General features: G+C 57.7%; 18 protein-coding genes. 8 read left to right on the top strand and 10 right to left on the bottom strand.

The genetic code is table 11. From position 1 onward, the window contains the following. Positions 1-125: 125 nt before the first annotated feature. The 5 genes from HV782_RS17745 to HV782_RS17725 all read right to left on the bottom strand — a co-directional run bounded on the left by HV782_RS17745 (position 126) and on the right by HV782_RS17725 (position 5,500). Positions 126-1,223, bottom strand: coding sequence for a polyamine ABC transporter substrate-binding protein (locus HV782_RS17745; protein ID WP_123462679.1), 1,098 nt, complete (start codon positions 1,221-1,223; stop codon positions 126-128). A gap of 221 nt (positions 1,224-1,444) precedes the next feature. Continuing rightward, positions 1,445-2,320: an ABC transporter permease subunit gene (locus HV782_RS17740; protein WP_186744220.1), complete on the bottom strand. Its 876-nt coding sequence runs from the start codon at positions 2,318-2,320 to the stop codon at positions 1,445-1,447. Beyond that, the gene (locus tag HV782_RS17735) at positions 2,317-3,198 is read right to left on the bottom strand and encodes an ABC transporter permease subunit (protein WP_185015766.1); all 882 of its coding nucleotides are present in this window, start codon (positions 3,196-3,198) and stop codon (positions 2,317-2,319) included. Before HV782_RS17735 ends, HV782_RS17740 begins: the two co-directional genes overlap by 4 nt. Positions 3,199-3,227: 29 nt before the next feature. Beyond that, a complete protein-coding gene (gene potA / locus HV782_RS17730) occupies positions 3,228-4,370 on the bottom strand; it encodes a polyamine ABC transporter ATP-binding protein (RefSeq protein ID WP_095136575.1) in 1,143 nt (380 codons plus the stop codon). Between the two features lie 368 nt (positions 4,371-4,738). Then, the gene (locus HV782_RS17725) at positions 4,739-5,500 is read right to left on the bottom strand and encodes a gamma-glutamyl-gamma-aminobutyrate hydrolase family protein (RefSeq protein ID WP_186744218.1); all 762 of its coding nucleotides are present in this window, start codon (positions 5,498-5,500) and stop codon (positions 4,739-4,741) included. Positions 5,501-5,782: 282 nt separating this feature from the next. Here HV782_RS17725 and HV782_RS17720 point away from each other — a divergent pair, with 282 nt between their 5' ends. The 5 genes from HV782_RS17720 (at position 5,783) to HV782_RS17700 (ending at position 11,905) form a co-directional block, all read left to right on the top strand. Continuing rightward, entirely contained in the window at positions 5,783-7,159 is a 1,377-nt protein-coding gene (locus HV782_RS17720; protein WP_128614797.1) for a glutamine synthetase family protein, read from the top strand. Positions 7,160-7,428: 269 nt separating this feature from the next. Then, positions 7,429-8,919 carry an aldehyde dehydrogenase gene (locus tag HV782_RS17715; RefSeq protein WP_103370534.1) on the top strand — a complete coding sequence of 497 codons (1,491 nt, stop codon included), beginning with the start codon at positions 7,429-7,431 and terminating at the stop codon, positions 8,917-8,919. 51 nt (positions 8,920-8,970) lie between these two features. After that, positions 8,971-10,254: an NAD(P)/FAD-dependent oxidoreductase gene (locus HV782_RS17710; protein WP_186744216.1), complete on the top strand. Its 1,284-nt coding sequence runs from the start codon at positions 8,971-8,973 to the stop codon at positions 10,252-10,254. Positions 10,255-10,632: 378 nt separating this feature from the next. Further along, positions 10,633-11,181 carry a cupin domain-containing protein gene (locus tag HV782_RS17705; RefSeq protein ID WP_042558757.1) on the top strand — a complete coding sequence of 183 codons (549 nt, stop codon included), beginning with the start codon at positions 10,633-10,635 and terminating at the stop codon, positions 11,179-11,181. Between the two features lie 130 nt (positions 11,182-11,311). Further along, positions 11,312-11,905 carry a hypothetical protein gene (locus tag HV782_RS17700; RefSeq protein WP_186744214.1) on the top strand — a complete coding sequence of 198 codons (594 nt, stop codon included), beginning with the start codon at positions 11,312-11,314 and terminating at the stop codon, positions 11,903-11,905. A gap of 1 nt (position 11,906) precedes the next feature. Here the strand turns inward: HV782_RS17700 and HV782_RS17695 are convergent, their stop codons facing one another. The 4 genes from HV782_RS17695 to HV782_RS17680 all read right to left on the bottom strand — a co-directional run bounded on the left by HV782_RS17695 (position 11,907) and on the right by HV782_RS17680 (position 14,640). Further along, a complete protein-coding gene (locus HV782_RS17695; protein WP_186744212.1) occupies positions 11,907-12,608 on the bottom strand; it encodes a DUF4225 domain-containing protein in 702 nt (233 codons plus the stop codon). Then, complete coding sequence (locus HV782_RS17690) at positions 12,595-13,095, bottom strand: Hcp family type VI secretion system effector (protein WP_128614145.1); 501 nt, start codon at positions 13,093-13,095, stop codon at positions 12,595-12,597. The genes HV782_RS17695 and HV782_RS17690 overlap by 14 nt, the downstream gene beginning before the upstream one ends. Before the next feature lie 217 nt (positions 13,096-13,312). After that, complete coding sequence (locus HV782_RS17685; protein ID WP_186744210.1) at positions 13,313-13,600, bottom strand: fructose-bisphosphate aldolase; 288 nt, start codon at positions 13,598-13,600, stop codon at positions 13,313-13,315. 608 nt (positions 13,601-14,208) lie between these two features. After that, positions 14,209-14,640 (bottom strand): hypothetical protein, encoded by a 432-nt coding sequence (locus tag HV782_RS17680; RefSeq protein WP_186744208.1) that lies wholly within the window; start codon positions 14,638-14,640, stop codon positions 14,209-14,211. Positions 14,641-14,804: 164 nt separating this feature from the next. Here HV782_RS17680 and HV782_RS17675 point away from each other — a divergent pair, with 164 nt between their 5' ends. From HV782_RS17675 to HV782_RS17665, 3 genes are read left to right on the top strand one after another with little or no spacing between them, the layout of a single operon-like run. Further along, entirely contained in the window at positions 14,805-15,194 is a 390-nt protein-coding gene (locus HV782_RS17675) for a hypothetical protein (RefSeq protein WP_123450523.1), read from the top strand. 15 nt (positions 15,195-15,209) lie between these two features. Next, positions 15,210-15,632 carry an HD domain-containing protein gene (locus HV782_RS17670; protein ID WP_186744206.1) on the top strand — a complete coding sequence of 141 codons (423 nt, stop codon included), beginning with the start codon at positions 15,210-15,212 and terminating at the stop codon, positions 15,630-15,632. A 27-nt stretch (positions 15,633-15,659) separates the two neighbouring features. Further along, positions 15,660-16,679 (top strand): AbrB family transcriptional regulator, encoded by a 1,020-nt coding sequence (locus HV782_RS17665; RefSeq protein ID WP_186744204.1) that lies wholly within the window; start codon positions 15,660-15,662, stop codon positions 16,677-16,679. 5 nt (positions 16,680-16,684) lie between these two features. On the opposite strand, the gene HV782_RS17660 is transcribed toward HV782_RS17665, so the two are convergent. After that, positions 16,685-17,305, bottom strand: coding sequence for a hypothetical protein (locus HV782_RS17660; RefSeq protein ID WP_186744188.1), 621 nt, complete (start codon positions 17,303-17,305; stop codon positions 16,685-16,687). Positions 17,306-17,413: the final 108 nt, after the last annotated feature.

Here is a 17,413-nt window from a genome sequence, read left to right as displayed (position 1 = left end):
TGGGAGCTGGCTTGCCAGCGATGGGGCCAGCACATCCTGCATCACCTTTGCCTGACCCACCGTCATCGCTGGCAAGCCAGCTCCCACCAATTCATCAGTGTTGTTGGAATCCCGACTCCGCAGGCTTACTTGCCGAGTTTCACCCGGGTCCAGCCACGGGTCATGATCCGTTGCGTGGCAATCGGTTGATCCGGTACCGCATACAGCGTCGCCATCACCGCTTGCGACGGGTACGAACCCGGATCGTTGCGGATCGCTTCGTCTACCAGTGGCGTCGCCGCCGAGTTGGCGTTGCTGTAGCCGTTGCTGTTGGTGATTTCGGCGATGATCTCCGGACGCATCAGGAAATCCATGAACAGGTAGGCGTTCTCGACGTTCGCCGCATCCCGCGGGATGGCGACCATGTCGTAGAAGCTGCCGGCGCCTTCCTTGGGAATGCTGTAGTCGATCACCACGTTGTTGCCCGATTCCACCGCACGGGCCTTGGCCTGCAGCACGTCACCGGAGTAACCGACCGCCACGCAGATGTTGCCGTTGGCCAGGTCCGAGATGTACTTGGAGGAATGGAAGTACGCCACAGACGGGCGGATCTTCATGAACAGCGCTTCGGCTTCGAGGATGTGCGCCTTGTCCTTGTCGTTCACCGGATAGCCCAGGTAGTGCAGGGCGGCCGGGAGCATTTCGGTCGGCGAGTCGAGGAAACTGATGCCGCAGGCCTTCAGCTTTTCAGCGTTTTCCGGCTTGAACAGCAAGTCCCAGGAGTTGGTCGGGGCATTGGCACCGAGCACTTCCTTGACCTTGGCCGGGTTGAAGCCGATGCCGATCGAGCCCCACATGTACGGGAACGCGTGGGCGTTGTCCGGATCACTGGCGGCGGCGTTTTTCAGCAGCACCGGGTTGAGATTCTTCCAGTTCGGCAGCTTCGATTTGTCCAGGGTCTGATAGACGCCGGCCTTGATCTGCTTGGCCAGAAAACTGTTGGACGGCACGACGATGTCGTAACCGGATTTGCCCGCCAGCAAACGCGCCTCAAGGGTTTCGTTGCTGTCGAAGACGTCATAGGTCACGCGGATGCCGGTCTCGTCTTCGAACTTCTTGACGGTGTCCGGCGCAATGTAATCGGACCAGTTGTAAACACGCAGCACCTTGTCGTTGGCCTGGGCGCCCATGACCATTGCGCCCATTAAGGACAGTGTCAGCAGAGTCCTGCCAAACATTTTCATCGGTGAAACTCCATTCTTTTTATTCAAAAACACAAACCGGGTGTACATAGAACTTTGGGAGAGAGCTTCTGTGGCGAGGGGATTTATCCCCGATCGGCTGCGAAGCAGTCGCAAAACCAGTGCATGCGGTGTTCCTGGTATACCGCAAGTGCCTGGCTTAGGGCTGCTTCGCAGCCCATCGGGGATAAATCCCCTCACCACAATGGATCTCCATCAAGCCGTCAGGCAGTTGTGGCGGCGCGCTGAGGTTGCCACGACTCATTCGCCGTCTGATCCATCGCTTCCTGAATCGCTTTCTTGCGATTGGCTTCTGCCTTGCGGCCGAAGTACCAGACGAGGAAGGTCACCAGCGACACCGCCAGCAGAATCAGACTGGCCACGGCGTTGATCTCAGGCTTCACGCCGAGACGCACCGCCGAGAACACTTCCATCGGCAGTGTCGTCGAGCCCGGGCCGGAGACGAAGCTCGCCAGCACCAGGTCATCCAGCGACAGGGCAAACGACATCATGCCGCCCGCCGCCAGCGACGGCGCAATCATCGGAATGGTGATCAGGAAAAACACCTTGAACGGCTTGGCGCCGAGATCCATCGCGGCTTCTTCGATCGACAGATCCAGTTCCCGCAGGCGGGCGGAGACTACCACTGCCACATAGGCTGCACAAAACGTGGTGTGGGCGATCCAGATGGTGACAATGCCACGCTCCTGCGGCCAGCCGATCAATTGCGCCATCGCCACGAACAGCAGCAACAGCGACAGACCGGTGATCACCTCAGGCATCACCAGCGGCGCGGTGACCAGGCCACCGAACAGGGTGCGGCCCTTGAAGCGCGTCACACGAGTCAGCACAAAAGCGGCGAGGGTGCCCAGTGCAACGGCGGCAATCGCGGTGTAGCAGGCGATTTCCAGCGAGCGCACCACCGAGCCCATCAGTTGCGTGTTGTCGAGCAGCCCGACGTACCACTTCACCGACCAGCCACCCCACACCGTCACCAGTTTCGAGGCGTTGAACGAGTAGATCACCAGGATCAGCATCGGCAGATAAATGAACATCAGGCCGAAGATCAACATGAACTTGGAAAAACCGAAGCGTTTCATCCCCGTGCCTCCATCTCTTTGGCCTGGCTGCGGTTGAACAGCAGAATCGGCACAATCAGGATCAACAGCATCACCACCGCCAGTGCAGACGCCACCGGCCAGTCGCGGTTATTGAAGAACTCTTGCCACAGCACGCGACCGATCATCAGCGTCTCCGGGCCACCCAGCAGTTCCGGAATCACGAACTCGCCGACCACCGGAATGAACACCAGCATGCAGCCGGCGATGATCCCGTTCTTGGCCAGCGGTACGGTGATTTTCCAGAAGTTGTTGAAGTTGCTCGAACCCAGGTCCGACGCTGCTTCCAGCAGGCTGCCGTCGTGCTTCACCAGGTTGGCGTACAGCGGCAACACCATGAACGGCAGGTAGGCGTAAACCACACCGATATACACCGCGGTGTTGGTGTTGAGGATCTCGATCGGGTGATCGGTCAGGCCAGTCCACATCAGGAAACTGTTGAGCAAACCGTTGTTGCTGAGGATGCCCATCCACGCATAAACGCGGATCAGGATCGCGGTCCAGGTCGGCATCATGATCAACAGCAGCAGGACGTTTTGCGCTTCCTTGCTCGCCTTGGTGATGGCGTAGGCCATCGGGAAACCGATCACCAGGCACATCAATGTGCTCAGCGCTGCGACCTTCAGCGAACCGAGGTAGGCCGACAGGTACAGCTCGTCTTCGCCGAGCATGGTGTAGTTGCCGATGTTGAGCATCAGCTGGAATTTCTGTTCGGCGTAGGTGTAGATCTCCGAGTACGGCGGGATCGACAGCGCGGCCTCCGAGAAGCTGATCTTCATCACCAGGAAGAACGGCAGCATGAAGAACAGGAACAGCCAGATGAACGGGATGCCGATGACGAACTTGCGCCCGCTGGGCACCAGGCGCAGGCATTGCTGATTGAAGGTTCTCATGAGCGCAGTACCACGCCGCTGTCGTCTTCCCACCAGACGTAGACCTTGTCGTCCCAGGTCGGGCGCGCGCCACGGCGTTCGGCGTTGGCCATGAACGACTGGACGATTTTGCCGCCGGGTAATTCGACGTAGAACACCGAGTGACCGCCGAGGTAGGCGATGTCATGCACCTTGCCTTCGGACCAGTTGTAGCGGAACTCCGGTTGGGTGGTGCTGACGAGCATTTTTTCCGGGCGAATCGCGTAGGTGATCGACTTGTCCTGCACCGAGGTGCTGACCCCGTGACCGACGTAGATCTTCTGCTGCAAGTCCGGGCTGTGAATGATCGCGTGACCTTCAAGGTCCTCTACCACGGTGCCGTCGAAGGCGTTCACGTTGCCGATGAACTCGCAGACCATGCGGCTGACCGGTGCTTCATAGATGTCGACCGGGCTGCCGATCTGGGCGATCCAGCCCAGGTGCATGATTGCGATGCGCTCGGCCATGGTCATGGCTTCTTCCTGGTCGTGGGTCACCATCACGCAGGTCACGCCGACGCGCTCGATGATCTCGACCAGTTCAAGCTGCATTTGCGAACGCAGCTTTTTATCCAGCGCGCCCATCGGTTCGTCGAGCAGCAACAGCTTCGGACGCTTGGCCAGCGAGCGGGCGAGGGCGACGCGCTGACGTTGGCCGCCGGATAACTGATGGGGTTTGCGTTTGGCGTATTGGGTCATGTGCACCAGGCGCAGCATCTCTTCGACGCGGGCGTCGATTTCGCTGGCGGGCAAACGGTCCTGCTTCAGGCCGAAGGCAATGTTCTGCGCCACGGTCATGTGCGGGAACAGCGCGTAGGACTGGAACATCATGTTGATCGGCCGCTCGTATGGCGGCATGTCGGTGATGTCCACACCGTCGAGCAGAATCCGCCCTTCAGTCGGGCGCTCGAAACCGGCGAGCATGCGCAGCAGGGTCGATTTGCCCGAACCGGAGCCGCCGAGCAGGGCAAAGATTTCGCCCTGATGGATCTCCAGGGACACATCGTCCACAGCGGTGGTTTCGTCGAACTTCTTGGTGACACGGTCGACTTTCACCAGAACCTTTTTCGGTTGCTGATGACCTTCAAGTGCCTTCCTGTAAGTGCTGGAGGCGTTTGCCATGTGAAACTCCCAACAGGTTTCGTTCGCTCGGCCAACGCGGCCGGGCTTAAGTGGATTGCAAGCCTGCAGGTGCATTCCCGGTCGGATCACATCCCCCTGTGGGAGCTGGCTTGCCAGCGATGGCGGTGGGTCAGTCACCATTAATGTTGAAGGTGACGGCCTCATCGCTGGCAAGCCAGCTCCCACAGGGTTTTGCATTGTTCTGACAGGTATTGCACTTACCGATCCGGCTTGTTCGGCGCCGCCGTCCTGGCTGCCTGGGTCGTACTTGTTGTTATTACGGATGTTGTTGTTCACGAATGACGGATGTGCGCAGGCACACCCGACTTCCGAGGGGGCAGTAAATCGTTACGTATTCTTGGGTTGAGTCAGCGCTGGTTGCGTCGCGCCGCCCGTTGCCGGCTAGCCTCACCGAACGCCTGGAAAATCTTCAGGTACGGCGGGTTGTCCAGCACTTGCCATTCCGGATGCCATTGCACGCCGAGGGCGAAAGTCGGGCTGTGCTCGACCGAGATCGCCTCGATCAGGCCATCCGGCGCCACGGCTTCGGCACGCAGGCCGGGGGCGAGGCGGTCGATGCCCTGGCTGTGAATCGAGTTGACCTGGAACTCGCCCGGCAATCCCAGCGCTTCGAACACACCACCGCCGAGTGCTGTCACGGCATGGGCCGGTGCGTATTGCACGGCGACATCCGGACTGTCGGCTTCGCGGTGATCGAGCATGCCCGGCAACTCGTGCACTTTCTGGTGCAGGCTGCCGCCGAACGCCACGTTCATTTCCTGGAAGCCGCGGCAAATGCCGAGCACCGGAACGCCCGCCGCGATGGCTGCACGCAATAAAGGAAGGGTGGTGGCGTCCCGCGCCGGATCGTGATCCGTGCCGGGGGCGCTGGCCGGGCCGTGATAGTGGAAGGGCTCCACATTCGAGGGCGAGCCGGTCAGCAGCAGACCGTCGAGTTGACCGAGCAGGTCTTCGATTTCAGTCAGGTTGCCAAGGGAGGGAATGACCACTGGAAGCCCCTGAGCGCCAACGCTGACAGCACGTACGTACTTGTCGCCGCTGATGTGATAGGGGTGCAGGCCAATCTGTTTGACGCACGCAGTAACGCCGATCAATGGCTTGAATGCCATTTTTATTCACCTCGAAGTTTGACACTTGAACGAGCTTTTCCGGAGCTTAGCCTCGTTGATTTTAATTAACAACTGCCATGTAAAAAATTCTAAACGCAGCTCATCAAATCTTCATGAATTCCGGCCTTGTGGCGCCTGCGTTGGGACGTGAGTGTTAAAAAAGGCCCGAAAAATAAACGCTGAACGGCCAGGTGTTCGCTATTGACTTCACTTTGCCTTTCGGATTGACTGGCTCGGCGAAACAGCAGTGAACATAATAATTAACAGCTAAATAGGTGCATCATGTCGGTCCCTCTGCGTACCGTTCAACTCAACGAAGCAAACGCATTCCTTAAGAAATATCCTGAGGTTTTGTACGTCGACCTTCTGATTGCGGATATGAACGGTGTGGTGCGCGGCAAGCGCATCGAACGCACCAGTCTTCACAAGGTTTACGAGAAAGGCATCAACCTGCCGGCCTCGCTCTTCGCTCTCGACATTAATGGCTCCACGGTGGAAAGCACCGGTCTGGGCCTGGACATCGGCGACGCTGACCGCATCTGCTACCCGATCCCGGGCACCCTGAGCATCGAGCCGTGGCAGAAGCGCCCGACCGCACAACTGTTGATGACCATGCACGAACTGGAAGGCGAGCCGTTCTTCGCCGATCCGCGAGAAGTGCTGGCCAACGTCGTGCGCAAGTTCGATGAGATGGGCCTGACCATCTGCGCCGCGTTCGAACTGGAGTTTTACCTGATCGACCAGGACAACGTGAACGGCCGTCCGCAGTCGCCACGTTCGCCGGTGTCCGGCAAGCGTCCGGTGTCGACTCAGGTGTACCTGATCGACGACCTCGACGAATACGTCGACTGCCTGCAAGACATCCTTGAAGGCGCGAAAGAGCAGGGCATCCCGGCTGACGCCATCGTCAAGGAAAGCGCCCCGGCGCAATTCGAAGTCAACCTGCATCATGTCTCCGACCCGATCAAGGCGTGCGATTACGCGGTCCTGCTCAAGCGTCTGGTGAAGAACATCGCCTACGACCACGAAATGGACACCACCTTCATGGCCAAGCCTTATCCGGGCCAGGCGGGTAACGGTCTGCATGTGCACATTTCGATTCTGGACAAAGAAGGCAACAACATCTTTGCCAGCGAGGATCCCGAGCAGAACGCCGCGCTGCGACACGCGATCGGCGGTGTGCTGGAGACCCTGCCTGCGCAAATGGCTTTCCTCTGCCCGAACGTCAATTCGTACCGTCGTTTCGGCGCGCAGTTCTACGTACCGAACTCGCCGAGCTGGGGCATCGACAACCGCACCGTGGCCGTGCGCGTGCCAACCGGTTCGCCGGACGCCGTGCGTATCGAGCATCGGGTCGCCGGTGCCGACGCCAACCCGTACCTGCTGATGGCGTCAGTGCTGGCCGGGATTCACCACGGCCTGACCAATGAAATCGAGCCGGGCTCGCCGGTCGAAGGCAACAGCTACGAGCAGAACGAACAGAGCCTGCCGAACAACCTGCGCGATGCACTGCGCGAACTGGACGACAGCGAAGTCATGGCCCGCTACATCGACCCGCTGTACATCGACGTGTTCGTCGCTTGTAAAGAAAGCGAGCTGGCCGAGTTCGAGAACTCGATCTCCGACCTTGAGTACAACTGGTATCTGCATACGGTGTGATGGGTTCGGGCCTTTAAAAGCCGAAGAGCCCCTCACCCTGACCCTCTCCCGGAGGGAGAGGGGACTGACCGGGTTGTATTGAGATAGTCAGCGACCTGAACGATCGAGTCGATTATGGATTCGGCAAAGATTTTTCAGGTCGGCGAAGATTCCAAGCAACCCCCAATCGGTCCCCTCTACCTCCGGGAGAGGGCTAGGGTGAGGGCAGCCATCTCAAGCCAGACACAACACCCCGACACCCCCAATCCCCCCCTTGTCGAGCCACAACAATGACCACAACCCGCAACGACTGGGAACAGCGCTTCCAGTCCCTGACCATCGAATCCCGCGCCTTCATCAACGGTGAATACCGCCCGGCAATCAGCGGCGCCACCTTCGAATGCCTGAGCCCCGTCGACGGCCGTTTCCTCGCCTCCGTGGCCAGCACCGACGAAGCCGACGCCAACCTCGCCGTCGAAGTCGCACGTCAATCGTTCAACTCCGGCGTGTGGGCCAACAAGGCTCCGGCCGAACGCAAGCGTATCCTGATTCGCTTCGCCGATCTGATCCTGCAACACCAGGAAGAACTGGCGCTGCTGGAAACCCTCGACATGGGCAAACCGATCAGCGACTCGATGAGCATCGACATCCCGGCGACCGCCAACGCGATCCGCTGGAGCGCCGAGGCCATCGACAAAATCTACGACGAAGTCGCTGCCACGCCGCACGACCAGCTCGGTCTGGTGACCCGCGAGCCGTCCGGCGTAGTCGCCGCGATCGTGCCGTGGAACTTCCCGCTGATCATGGCCAGCTGGAAATTCGCCCCGGCCCTGGCCGCCGGTAACTCGTTCATCCTCAAGCCTTCGGAAAAGTCGCCACTGACCGCGATCCGCATCGCGCAACTCGCGCTGGATGCCGGCATTCCGAAAGGCGTGTTCAACGTCCTGCCGGGCTTCGGCCACACCGTCGGCAAGGCGCTGGCGCTGCACATGGACGTCGATGTGCTGGCCTTCACCGGCTCCACGGCGATTGCCAAGCAACTGATGATTTATGCCGGGCAAAGCAACATGAAGCGCGTCTGGCTCGAAGCCGGTGGCAAGAGCCCGAACGTGGTGTTTGCCGACGCCCCGGACTTGCGCGCAGCAGCCCAGGCGGCGGCCGGCGCCATCGCGTTCAACCAGGGCGAAGTGTGCACCGCCGGTTCGCGTCTGCTGGTCGAGCGTTCGATTCGCGAGCAATTCATTCCGCTGCTGGTGGAAGCGCTGCAAGCATGGAAACCCGGTCACGCCCTCGACCCGGCAACCACCGTCGGCGCCGTGGTCGATCAGCGTCAACTGGACAACGTGCTGCGCTACATCAGCATCGGTCGCGAGCAGGGCGCCGAGCTGATTGCCGGCGGCCAGCGCACCCTCGAAGAAACCGGCGGCCTCTATGTGCAACCGGCGATCTTCGACGGCGTGACCAACGCGATGACCATCGCCCGCGAAGAAATCTTCGGCCCGGTGCTGTCGCTGATCACCTTCGACACCGTTGAAGAAGCGCTGCAGATCGCCAACGACAGCATCTTCGGCCTCGCCGCCGGCGTCTGGACCAGCAACCTGAGCAAGGCGCACACCTTCGCCCGTGGCCTGCGGGCCGGCAGCGTGTGGGTCAACCAGTACGACGGCGGCGACATGACTGCGCCGTTCGGTGGTTTCAAACAGTCGGGCAACGGTCGCGACAAATCGCTGCACGCGTTCGACAAGTACACCGAGCTGAAAGCGACCTGGATCAAGCTCTGATTTTCTACAGCGGTGGTCGCCTTCAATGGGCGACCCTCGGAGAACAATAAAATGAAGCAACAACACGTCAACAGCTACTACGCCGCCACCCGCAACGAAGTCATCGACTTCCCGACCCTTGAAGAATCGGTCGAGTGCGACGTCTGCATTATCGGCGCCGGCTACACCGGCCTGTCCTCGGCGCTGTTCCTGAGTGAAGCGGGCTATAAAGTGACCGTGCTCGAAGCGGCGAAAGTCGGCTATGGCGCCAGTGGCCGCAACGGCGGGCAACTGGTCAACTCCTACAGCCGCGACGTCGATGTGATCGAAGAGCGCTACGGCGAAAAGACCGCAGAAATTCTCGGCAGCATGATCTTCGAAGGCGCCGACATCATCCGTTCGCGGATCAAGGAATACGACATCAAATGCGACTACCGCCCGGGCGGCATTTTCGCAGCGATGAACAAGAAACAACTCAACGGTCTGGCCGAGCAGAAGCGCAATTGGGAACGCTACGGCAACCGCAATCTGAAGATGCTCGACGCCGCGGACATTCGTCGCGAAGTCGGCTCCGACGCCTACGTCGGTGGCCTGCTCGACATGCAGGGCGGTCACGTGCATCCGCTGAACCTGGCCCTCGGTGAAGCCGCAGCCATCGTGCGTCTGGGCGGCAAAATCTACGAGCAATCGGCTGCCGTCGAAATCAAATACGGCGAACCGAATGTCGTGCGTACCGCCAAAGGCCAGGTGCGCGCCAAGTACCTGCTGATCGCCGGCAACGCCTACCTGCCGCAAGGCCTCGACAACCGCGTGACCGCGAAAAGCATGCCATGCGGCTCGCAGATCGTCGTCACCGAGCCGTTGACCGAGAAACAGGCGCGCAGCCTGATCACCAACAACTACTGTGTCGAAGACTGCAATTACCTGCTGGATTACTACCGCCTGACGGCCGACAACCGTCTGCTGTACGGCGGCGGTGTGGTTTACGGCGCGCGTGAACCGGACGACATCGAAACCCTGATCCGGCCGAAGATCCTCAAAACCTTCCCGCAGCTCAAGGATGTGAAAATCGACTACCGCTGGACCGGCAACTTCCTGCTGACCATGTCGCGCATGCCGCAATTCGGCCGCATCGAGAAAAATGCCTACTACATGCAGGGCTACAGCGGTCACGGCGTCACCTGCTCGCACCTGGCCGGCAAACTGATCTCGGAAATGATCCGCGGCGACGCCGAACGCTTCGACGCCTTCGCATCGCTGCCGCACATGCCCATGCTCGGCGGCCGCACTTTCTCGGCACCACTGACCGCCCTCGGCGCCGTCTACTACTCGTTGCGCGACCGTTTCGGCATCTAAGTTACCTCCCCGGCGGCGGCCCCCAAGGCCCCGCCGGTTTTTGACCTGCCAGTGCAGCCACCCTCACTCCCGCTGACACACCACAAAACCTGTGGGAGCTGGCTTGCCAGCGATAGCGGTCTTTCAGCAAAAGGGATGTTGAATGTGCCACCAATCGCTGGCGAGCCAGCTCCCACAGGTTTTGCATTTACTTCGCAATTAGCACCAGCAGGCTCTTTTACCCCACCGTCCATCGAACCTGCTGAGCAACACCGACAAACGTGATTTAATAGCCGCCTTTCACGGTTCCGGGACACGGGAGCAACGTGATCCGCGCCCTCGGCGCGTCACCCGCCACCCACCCCCATCGCCCTTAAGTCGTTCTCACATAAGGCAGTCATGGATACGGGTTCTCGACTCAAACTAGTACGCGAAAGCTACAAACTCTCCCAGCGCGAGCTGGCCCGGCGTAGCGGCGTGACCAATGCCACCATCTCCCTGATCGAACAGAATCGCGTCAGTCCCTCAGTCAGTTCACTGAAAAAACTGCTCGAGGGCATCCCGATGTCCCTGGCCGACTTCTTCACCTTCGACCAACCGCCACGCGAACACCAATACGTGTTCCGCGCCAACGAACAGCCCGACCTCGGCCGCCACGGCCTGCGCCTGCTGCTGATCGGCGCCTCCGTCCCAAGCCGCCAGATGCGCCTGCTGCGCGAGCAATACGCACCGGGCGCGAGTTCCGGGGAAGAGCCGATTGTTCACTCGGAAGGTGAGGAGTGTGGGTTGGTGACGCGGGGAACTGTTGAGTTGACCGTGGATGGCTCGGTGAGTGTTTTGAATGCGGGGGATGGGTATTACTTTCCTACCACGCTGCCGCACAAGTTCCGCAATATCGGGGCGGATGAGGCTGAGATTATTAGTGCGAATACGCCGGCTAACTTCTGATTGATGCTCTAGGTAAAAACCATACGCTGTAAGAAAATCCGACGCCTTGTTGAAGGGCGTCGGATTTTTTTTGATTCGAGGAAAGGTTTGTAGGTTTGATGGTTTTCATTTGTAGGAAGGCTCTGAATGAGTGCGTGATGATGCAGGGTTAATGACGTTAGGGGATTTCTGGCATGTTTACATTGCTACGCGCGATTTTTTAGGGCGAAGGTGGTGGTGGAATTATGAGTATTCGGGAAAAATGTCTTGTTTCACTCTCAATGATAAAAGGATGTCATATAACGTTCTTGAGGCGTGTGAAGTCGTGACGTTAAGATTTATAACTCAAACAATATTTTTATTTTTATTGACTTTTGCTTTGAGTGGTATTGGCGCGTTAGTGCAAGTGAATTTTTTCAGTGGGATGTTTTTAGTGTTGAAGGATGTAAAAGAAATTGTAAGTGGTCTGATTTTCGTATTGCTTCTGTATGTTAATTTTCGCTACTGCTTTCCTGATCAGCTGGCTGAGTTGCGAGGGCGAAATGTCCGAAGTGATCGGTATCCTGTATGGGTGAGGCAGTATATTCTCTTTAATTGTGCCTTGTTTGTTGAGGAGGTTTTTTATTACACAATTAAGGATCTGGTGAGTCTGTCTGAAGTTGTTTTTAGGTTGTTAGGTTTTTTGATCTTTGCTTCTGTTTATGCTTACATGATGTCTAGTGAGGAGTTCAAGATAAAATGGTGATTTATTTGTTTTGTCGAAAGTCTATCTCTTCGCTTATGTTTTTGACTGTTATGCTGTCGATCAGTAGTTCAAATACCAAAGCCAGATTCCCCGTTTGGTTGTAAGCGCGCTCGTAATTAATTGGGTCATGATGGAATAGCTCTATTGAACCTGGTTTCCGCACGTGCTGCAGCATGCCAAACCCCGAAAGAATTAGATCTACGCTGTAGTAAGCAGTGTTTCCTATATGAGTATCGTTTGTCACTAATTGATAGAATTTACGAATCGGACCCACTGTGCTTTGAGCATCAGGGCCGTTGTAGATATTTACTACCCCTTCATGAATGTTGTTGATGCCGTGCGCCGAATAGAGTGCTCCTGCAAATATACCTTGTGGGCTTTTGCTGGAGAATTGTATGGCACCTATGTGCAATTGCATCATCCCCGCTGCAACACCTACACCGTTTTGAGCATAAAAAGATACTTTGTTCAATAACTCAGCGTGTTCCTCCCTAAGCTCTTGCAACCCCTGCTTGGCACTAATAACACCTTCATCTACCACCCGAATAATCTCGTTCGCATAAGACGAGACAATCTCGCCAAATTTGAGCTGGCTGAAGCTATCGTACAACTGAGTCGCGCCGATGTGGCACCCGAATGCGACCAGATCGGAAGCAGCTCGGGTAACGTCGTTGATGTCACACGAATCCTCATTCACCGTCATTTCCCCAAGTGCTGAAACCGCACGTGCCTGCCTGGATATGTGTCCAGCTGATTTCGCGATAAGTAAACGACACCAACTCTTGCGGCTGGGCGTCGTTCAGGTGAATGGCGTGGGGAACCTGAAGGTTGATGTGTGCGATTTTTGCGCCGGTTATGTGGATTTTGAAGTACTTGTCCTGTGTGCCAGCGGGGGAGGTTCGGTAGAAGAAGATTGTGCAGTCCAGCACTTCACGCTCATGAAGTGCGGCGGCCAGTAGTGGTGAGGATTTGTCGATGTTTTTGGTGATCATGATCGGCAGGTGTTTGCCACGGTCAGCGGTAACGCCGCCGTTATTGCCGGTGATCATGTTGTGCGAGTAGGCCAATACCATTATTTCGTCAAGGTGACCCACTTGGCACTTGTTGCCGATAGAATTAGTGTCGGAACAGCCGGCGGAGATCAGTCCTTGTAGGTTTCCGGTAATGCTCATGTAACTGTGGTTGGCCATGGATGCTCTGCTTTATTGAACGGAATACTCTTGTTTGAAGAGTAACCGTCAACTAAAGCCGGAACAGTGAGGCGTCGGTCCGCTGTTGATGATATTCAGACGCGTCTTACAAGGGGCGCGGAAGACAGGAGGTGATTATTCCGAAGTGCCAACGACGTTATCGCTGATTGGATGACCGGGCGTTTATGAAGTTGGCACTTTGGTAATGTGTTGGTTATCAGGCTGGCGCGTCGAAACCTCGCTGCTCGATTACCCGAAACACATCACTCACATCCTGCACCATGATTCTGGCAATGTTGGTGATGGTGTTGATGTCGTGTTCGGCGTAGTCGGGGAGGCTGGTGCAGGCGATGAGGTCGAGGTATTTGAGGACGGCGTTTAGGCGTTCGGCGAGGCAGGCGTGGAGGTCGCGTAGTGGGGCGTCGGCGTTGATCAGGAGGACAGGGTGGTCGGTGGCGGGGTGTGACATGTGGGCGTAGTGGTGGAGCGGTTTTTTGATCGTCATAAGATTGCTCTTCAAATAATTAAGAAGTGCCACCTTTCTGCTGCGAAACAAAGGGGTGGCAGCTGTATGCGGGTTCGCAGACCGGAGAAGAGTCAAACCGGCAGACCCGAAGGTCTCCCACACACAGCCGCCATATAACGAAACGGCGGCGAATTTTGCCACAGTTGTCATCTAGCGGTGTGTGCCACTTCTGAGGGCTGCGAAACCCATCGCCAACTGCGGTCAGCGACAGCCCCACTCTAGGCAGCAATTCCCGCACCCACAACCGAACTGTAGGACGCAAACCCGGCCTTGTGGCGAGGGGATTTATCCCCGATCGGCGACGCAGTCGTCGTAATCCGGCGCCCACGTTGTGTCAGGAGAATTCAGCTCGCCGGTTTGGGGCTGCTTCGCAGCCCATCGGGGATGAATCCCCTCGCCACAAGGTGTGTTTTCCTACGTGTTTTTCAGACTTCAAATTCGGTCGAATCTCAAATCATGGCTTTGCATGTTGGTACAGGGGCTGCTTCGCAGCCCAGCGGGAGCAAGCTCCCTCGCCACAATGGATGTGTTGATGCACGAAAAAGGGACACCCAGCGGTGTCCCTTTTTATGTGTCCTAAACAACCGTCACTTCGCCTTCCAATGCCCACCGCCACTTTCACAATCAATCTTCGCCTGCCCCAGATTCTCCGCGCCGTAGTAATACGTGGTCACCTGCGCGCCCTCCGGAATGTTCAACGCTTTGGCGTTTTTGTCCTTGCTGGTGGAGTGCGGGTTGGCCAGGGATTCCTGGGTGAGGGTGGCGATGCAGGTGGCTTGATAGTGGTCATCGCACTGCGGGACCTTTTTCTTGACGGCGTTGATCATGTCCTTGCTTTCGTTGCTGCATGACCAGTCGATGGAATTGACCGGCATGCCCTCGTATTCGTAGCAGCTGTGGCCGGAAGCGGTAGGCACGGAGGTGCTGGAGGAGCGGGTTTCGACGTCGCAGCCTTCGGCCATGACGCAGGTGGGGATGACGCAAAAGGTGGCGAGCAGAAGCAGGAATCGAATGTTCATCGGGGTTTCCTCTTCAATGGCGCCGGTTTTGATCAATGAATTGGCGCTTATGGTTTCGAGATAGCGCAGGGGAAGGAGGTTCCATCAGGTTTTTGATTTGCGCTGTTCGCGTAGACTGCGAAACAATCGGACACATCTAGCGCCCAAGGATTGGAATATTGCCCATGATTGAAATCGGCAGCCGCAACAACGCCCCCACGTCGCAGCACCCAACCCACGACGTCTACATTTTCAACATCGACCTGTCCCGAGCGGCCACGCCTTTCTGTTTCGAACAATCGACGGCCGGGGGGCATGGTGGGCAGGGCGGTGCGCGCTGGTTGGCGCTGGATGAGCTGGAAGCCTGGCCCGGTGAGTGGCGTGAGCACTTGAAGAAGTCTGATTGTGCCTGGGTCGCTGAGTTGATCGACGCGCATCCTGGTGCGGATCAAGTGACATTGGTGTCGATGATTCTCAAGCGTCACGCCGAGCCAGCGAAGCCAGTCGGTCGCTTGAAGGCCATTGGTGCCTGGCTCAAACGCAATATCCACGTTGGCGGCCGGTATGGCGTTTAACCCGAGGAAACCCCTATGACTCAAACACTCGAGCGCGCCATTGCCATCGCTGCCACCGCACACGCGGGGCAGGTGGACAAGGGCGGGGCGCCGTACATTCTGCATCCGCTGAAGGTGATGCTGCGCATGACCTCGCTGGAGGAACGCATCGTCGCGGTGCTGCACGATGTGGTCGAGGATTGCGAAATCAGTCTTGATGACTTGCGCAAGGAAGGCTTCAGCGAAGAGGTGCTGACGGCGATTGCATCGGTGACCAAAGTGCCAGGCGAGTCCTACGAGGATTTCGTCGAGCGCGCGGCGCAGAACCCGATCGGCCGGGTGGTGAAACTGGCGGACCTGGAAGAGAACAGCGACCTGTCACGGATCGCCTCGCCAAGCTGGGAGGATCTGGAGCGGATCGAAAAATACCGGCGGGCGATTGGACGGTTGCGCGCTTAAGCCATTTGAATAGCCAGGAAGGCGACCATGAAAACGATTCTGTGTCTGTTGATCGCCGCCGGTTTTGGCGCGGTGCTGCAATCCCTCGGTGTGCCGCATGGCTTGCTATTGGGTTCGATCCTCGTCACGGCACTGCTCGTGACAAAATCGGGTTTCGCACCCGCGACGCCTTATGGGCTGGGTTATATCCAGGTCACCCTGGGCATCGCCACCGGGCTGATGTTCGAGGCGTGGGACAGTGCGACGGCGTCGACCATGTTGCCGAGCCTTGGTGTGTTGCTGCTGTGCTTGACGGTGCAGATTGCGCTGGCCGGTTGGTGGCTGACGCGCGGCGCAGGGTGGAATCGCACGGATGCGCTGCTCGCAGTGTATCCGGGGGCACTGGCGGCGGTGTTCGATTTGCTGGAGTCGGAGAAGGCGTCGAGCAAAGTCATCATCGTGCACCTGATGCGGTTACTGCTGATCACGGTGCTGGTGAGTTTTTTGATTCCGGGGCCGGTGTCGATTGCTGCTGTTGAAAGCGCTCCGTTGACCACCGGCATGGCGTTGACGGTTGTCTCGGTCATCGGCTTGAGCGTCGTGCTCGGTCGCTTGCTGCTGGTGATCGGCGTGCCGGCGCCCTTCATGCTCACGGCGATCATCATCACCGCCGTCTTTGTAAAAGCAGGGTGGTTGCACGGTTTTCACATGCCCGACTGGAGCTTGAATCTGGCCGCGCTGATTCTCGGCGTGCGCATCGGCTCACGGTTTCAAGGCTTGGGCATCAGGGAATTGGGGCTGCATGGTCGCACGGCGCTGGTTTCGGTCGGGCTGATGATCGTCGTCGCGGCGGCATTTGCTGAAGTGGCGGCGCGATGGTTGGGCAGCGATCCATTGTCGCTCTGGCTGGCGTACATGCCGGGGGCGATCGAGACGATTGCGATTGTCGCGTTTGCGGGTGGTTTGAATGTGGTGTTTATCCTCACTCACCACTTGGCGCGGATGGTGCTGCTGCATTTTGCGCCGGCGTTGTTGGTGCAGGTGCGGCGGGTGCGGGAAGGGGCTTGAGCGAATCAATCGTCGCCGTACATCAAGTCCAGTTGTTCTATCCACGCGGCGCAGGCATTGAATCTGGCGTAATAGCGCTGTTTTTCAGCGTCACTCAAAGAAGTAAAAAACGGCAGGAAATAACGCTCGTTGTAGAAACCTTGGGCTCCTTGCATATTGCCGCCCCACCACGAGTGGGTGTAATCCTCGAAGGCAACCCACGGTGGGGGGACAGCGAGTTTTTCGTGGTTCAGCCAGTCGAGGAACTTCGCGCTGTTAGTCACTAAATGAATCGTGACCGCGTTGAACGCTTGGTTGGCGGTGAAGAATATCAAGCGCTCTTTGCTCAAGGCGTCCTCATATTCAAAGATGCGCAGGCCGTTGAACGTGCTTTCCCTGACCTTTTGGAAGGACGAGTCGACCCACTGCCGGAAACGGTTGACGTCGTTTTGCTCAGTCAGAAGTGAGAGGTAACAGGCCAATACTCCGGATTGCTCAAGCGATGTCATCATCGGCAGGTTTGGCAGTCTGGCGACCGACAAAGGCATCACAAAGTACGACTGCAGGACTTTCAGGCTGTATCCGGCAAAAAGTGGCTTCGCCTCAGGCTTGATCAGCGCGGCGAGTCGGCTCAGTAAACGACGCATCGGAATCCGTGATCAGCGAAATTGAGGGTGTCGGGATGGTATCCATAACGGCGAGTGCGAACCACTGCTTCCACAACGTTGAGTGCCGTGTTCAAGAGTTCCTTGCCG

Source organism: Pseudomonas monsensis (assembly GCF_014268495.2).
Lineage (GTDB): Bacteria > Pseudomonadota > Gammaproteobacteria > Pseudomonadales > Pseudomonadaceae > Aquipseudomonas > Aquipseudomonas monsensis.
The sequence above is the reverse complement of the archived record's forward strand: the minus strand, read 5'-3'. Positions and strand labels throughout refer to the sequence as shown.

Bases quoted from the DNA above. Each gene is read 5' to 3' on its own strand.
- HV782_RS17725 (WP_186744218.1), bottom strand. From the start codon at position 5,500: ATGGCATTCAAGCCATTGATCGGCGTTACTGCGTGCGTCAAACAGATT.
- potA (WP_095136575.1), bottom strand. From the start codon at position 4,370: ATGGCAAACGCCTCCAGCACTTACAGGAAGGCACTTGAAGGTCATCAG.
- HV782_RS17670 (WP_186744206.1), top strand. From the start codon at position 15,210: ATGACTCAAACACTCGAGCGCGCCATTGCCATCGCTGCCACCGCACAC.
- HV782_RS17690 (WP_128614145.1), bottom strand. From the start codon at position 13,095: ATGGCCAACCACAGTTACATGAGCATTACCGGAAACCTACAAGGACTG.
- HV782_RS17675 (WP_123450523.1), top strand. From the start codon at position 14,805: ATGATTGAAATCGGCAGCCGCAACAACGCCCCCACGTCGCAGCACCCA.
- HV782_RS17710 (WP_186744216.1), top strand. From the start codon at position 8,971: ATGAAGCAACAACACGTCAACAGCTACTACGCCGCCACCCGCAACGAA.
- HV782_RS17715 (WP_103370534.1), top strand. From the start codon at position 7,429: ATGACCACAACCCGCAACGACTGGGAACAGCGCTTCCAGTCCCTGACC.
- HV782_RS17660 (WP_186744188.1), bottom strand. From the start codon at position 17,305: ATGCGTCGTTTACTGAGCCGACTCGCCGCGCTGATCAAGCCTGAGGCG.
- HV782_RS17685 (WP_186744210.1), bottom strand. From the start codon at position 13,600: ATGACGATCAAAAAACCGCTCCACCACTACGCCCACATGTCACACCCC.
- HV782_RS17745 (WP_123462679.1), bottom strand. From the start codon at position 1,223: ATGAAAATGTTTGGCAGGACTCTGCTGACACTGTCCTTAATGGGCGCA.
- HV782_RS17680 (WP_186744208.1), bottom strand. From the start codon at position 14,640: ATGAACATTCGATTCCTGCTTCTGCTCGCCACCTTTTGCGTCATCCCC.
- HV782_RS17720 (WP_128614797.1), top strand. From the start codon at position 5,783: ATGTCGGTCCCTCTGCGTACCGTTCAACTCAACGAAGCAAACGCATTC.
- HV782_RS17695 (WP_186744212.1), bottom strand. From the start codon at position 12,608: ATGACGGTGAATGAGGATTCGTGTGACATCAACGACGTTACCCGAGCT.
- HV782_RS17665 (WP_186744204.1), top strand. From the start codon at position 15,660: ATGAAAACGATTCTGTGTCTGTTGATCGCCGCCGGTTTTGGCGCGGTG.
- HV782_RS17705 (WP_042558757.1), top strand. From the start codon at position 10,633: ATGGATACGGGTTCTCGACTCAAACTAGTACGCGAAAGCTACAAACTC.
- HV782_RS17740 (WP_186744220.1), bottom strand. From the start codon at position 2,320: ATGAAACGCTTCGGTTTTTCCAAGTTCATGTTGATCTTCGGCCTGATG.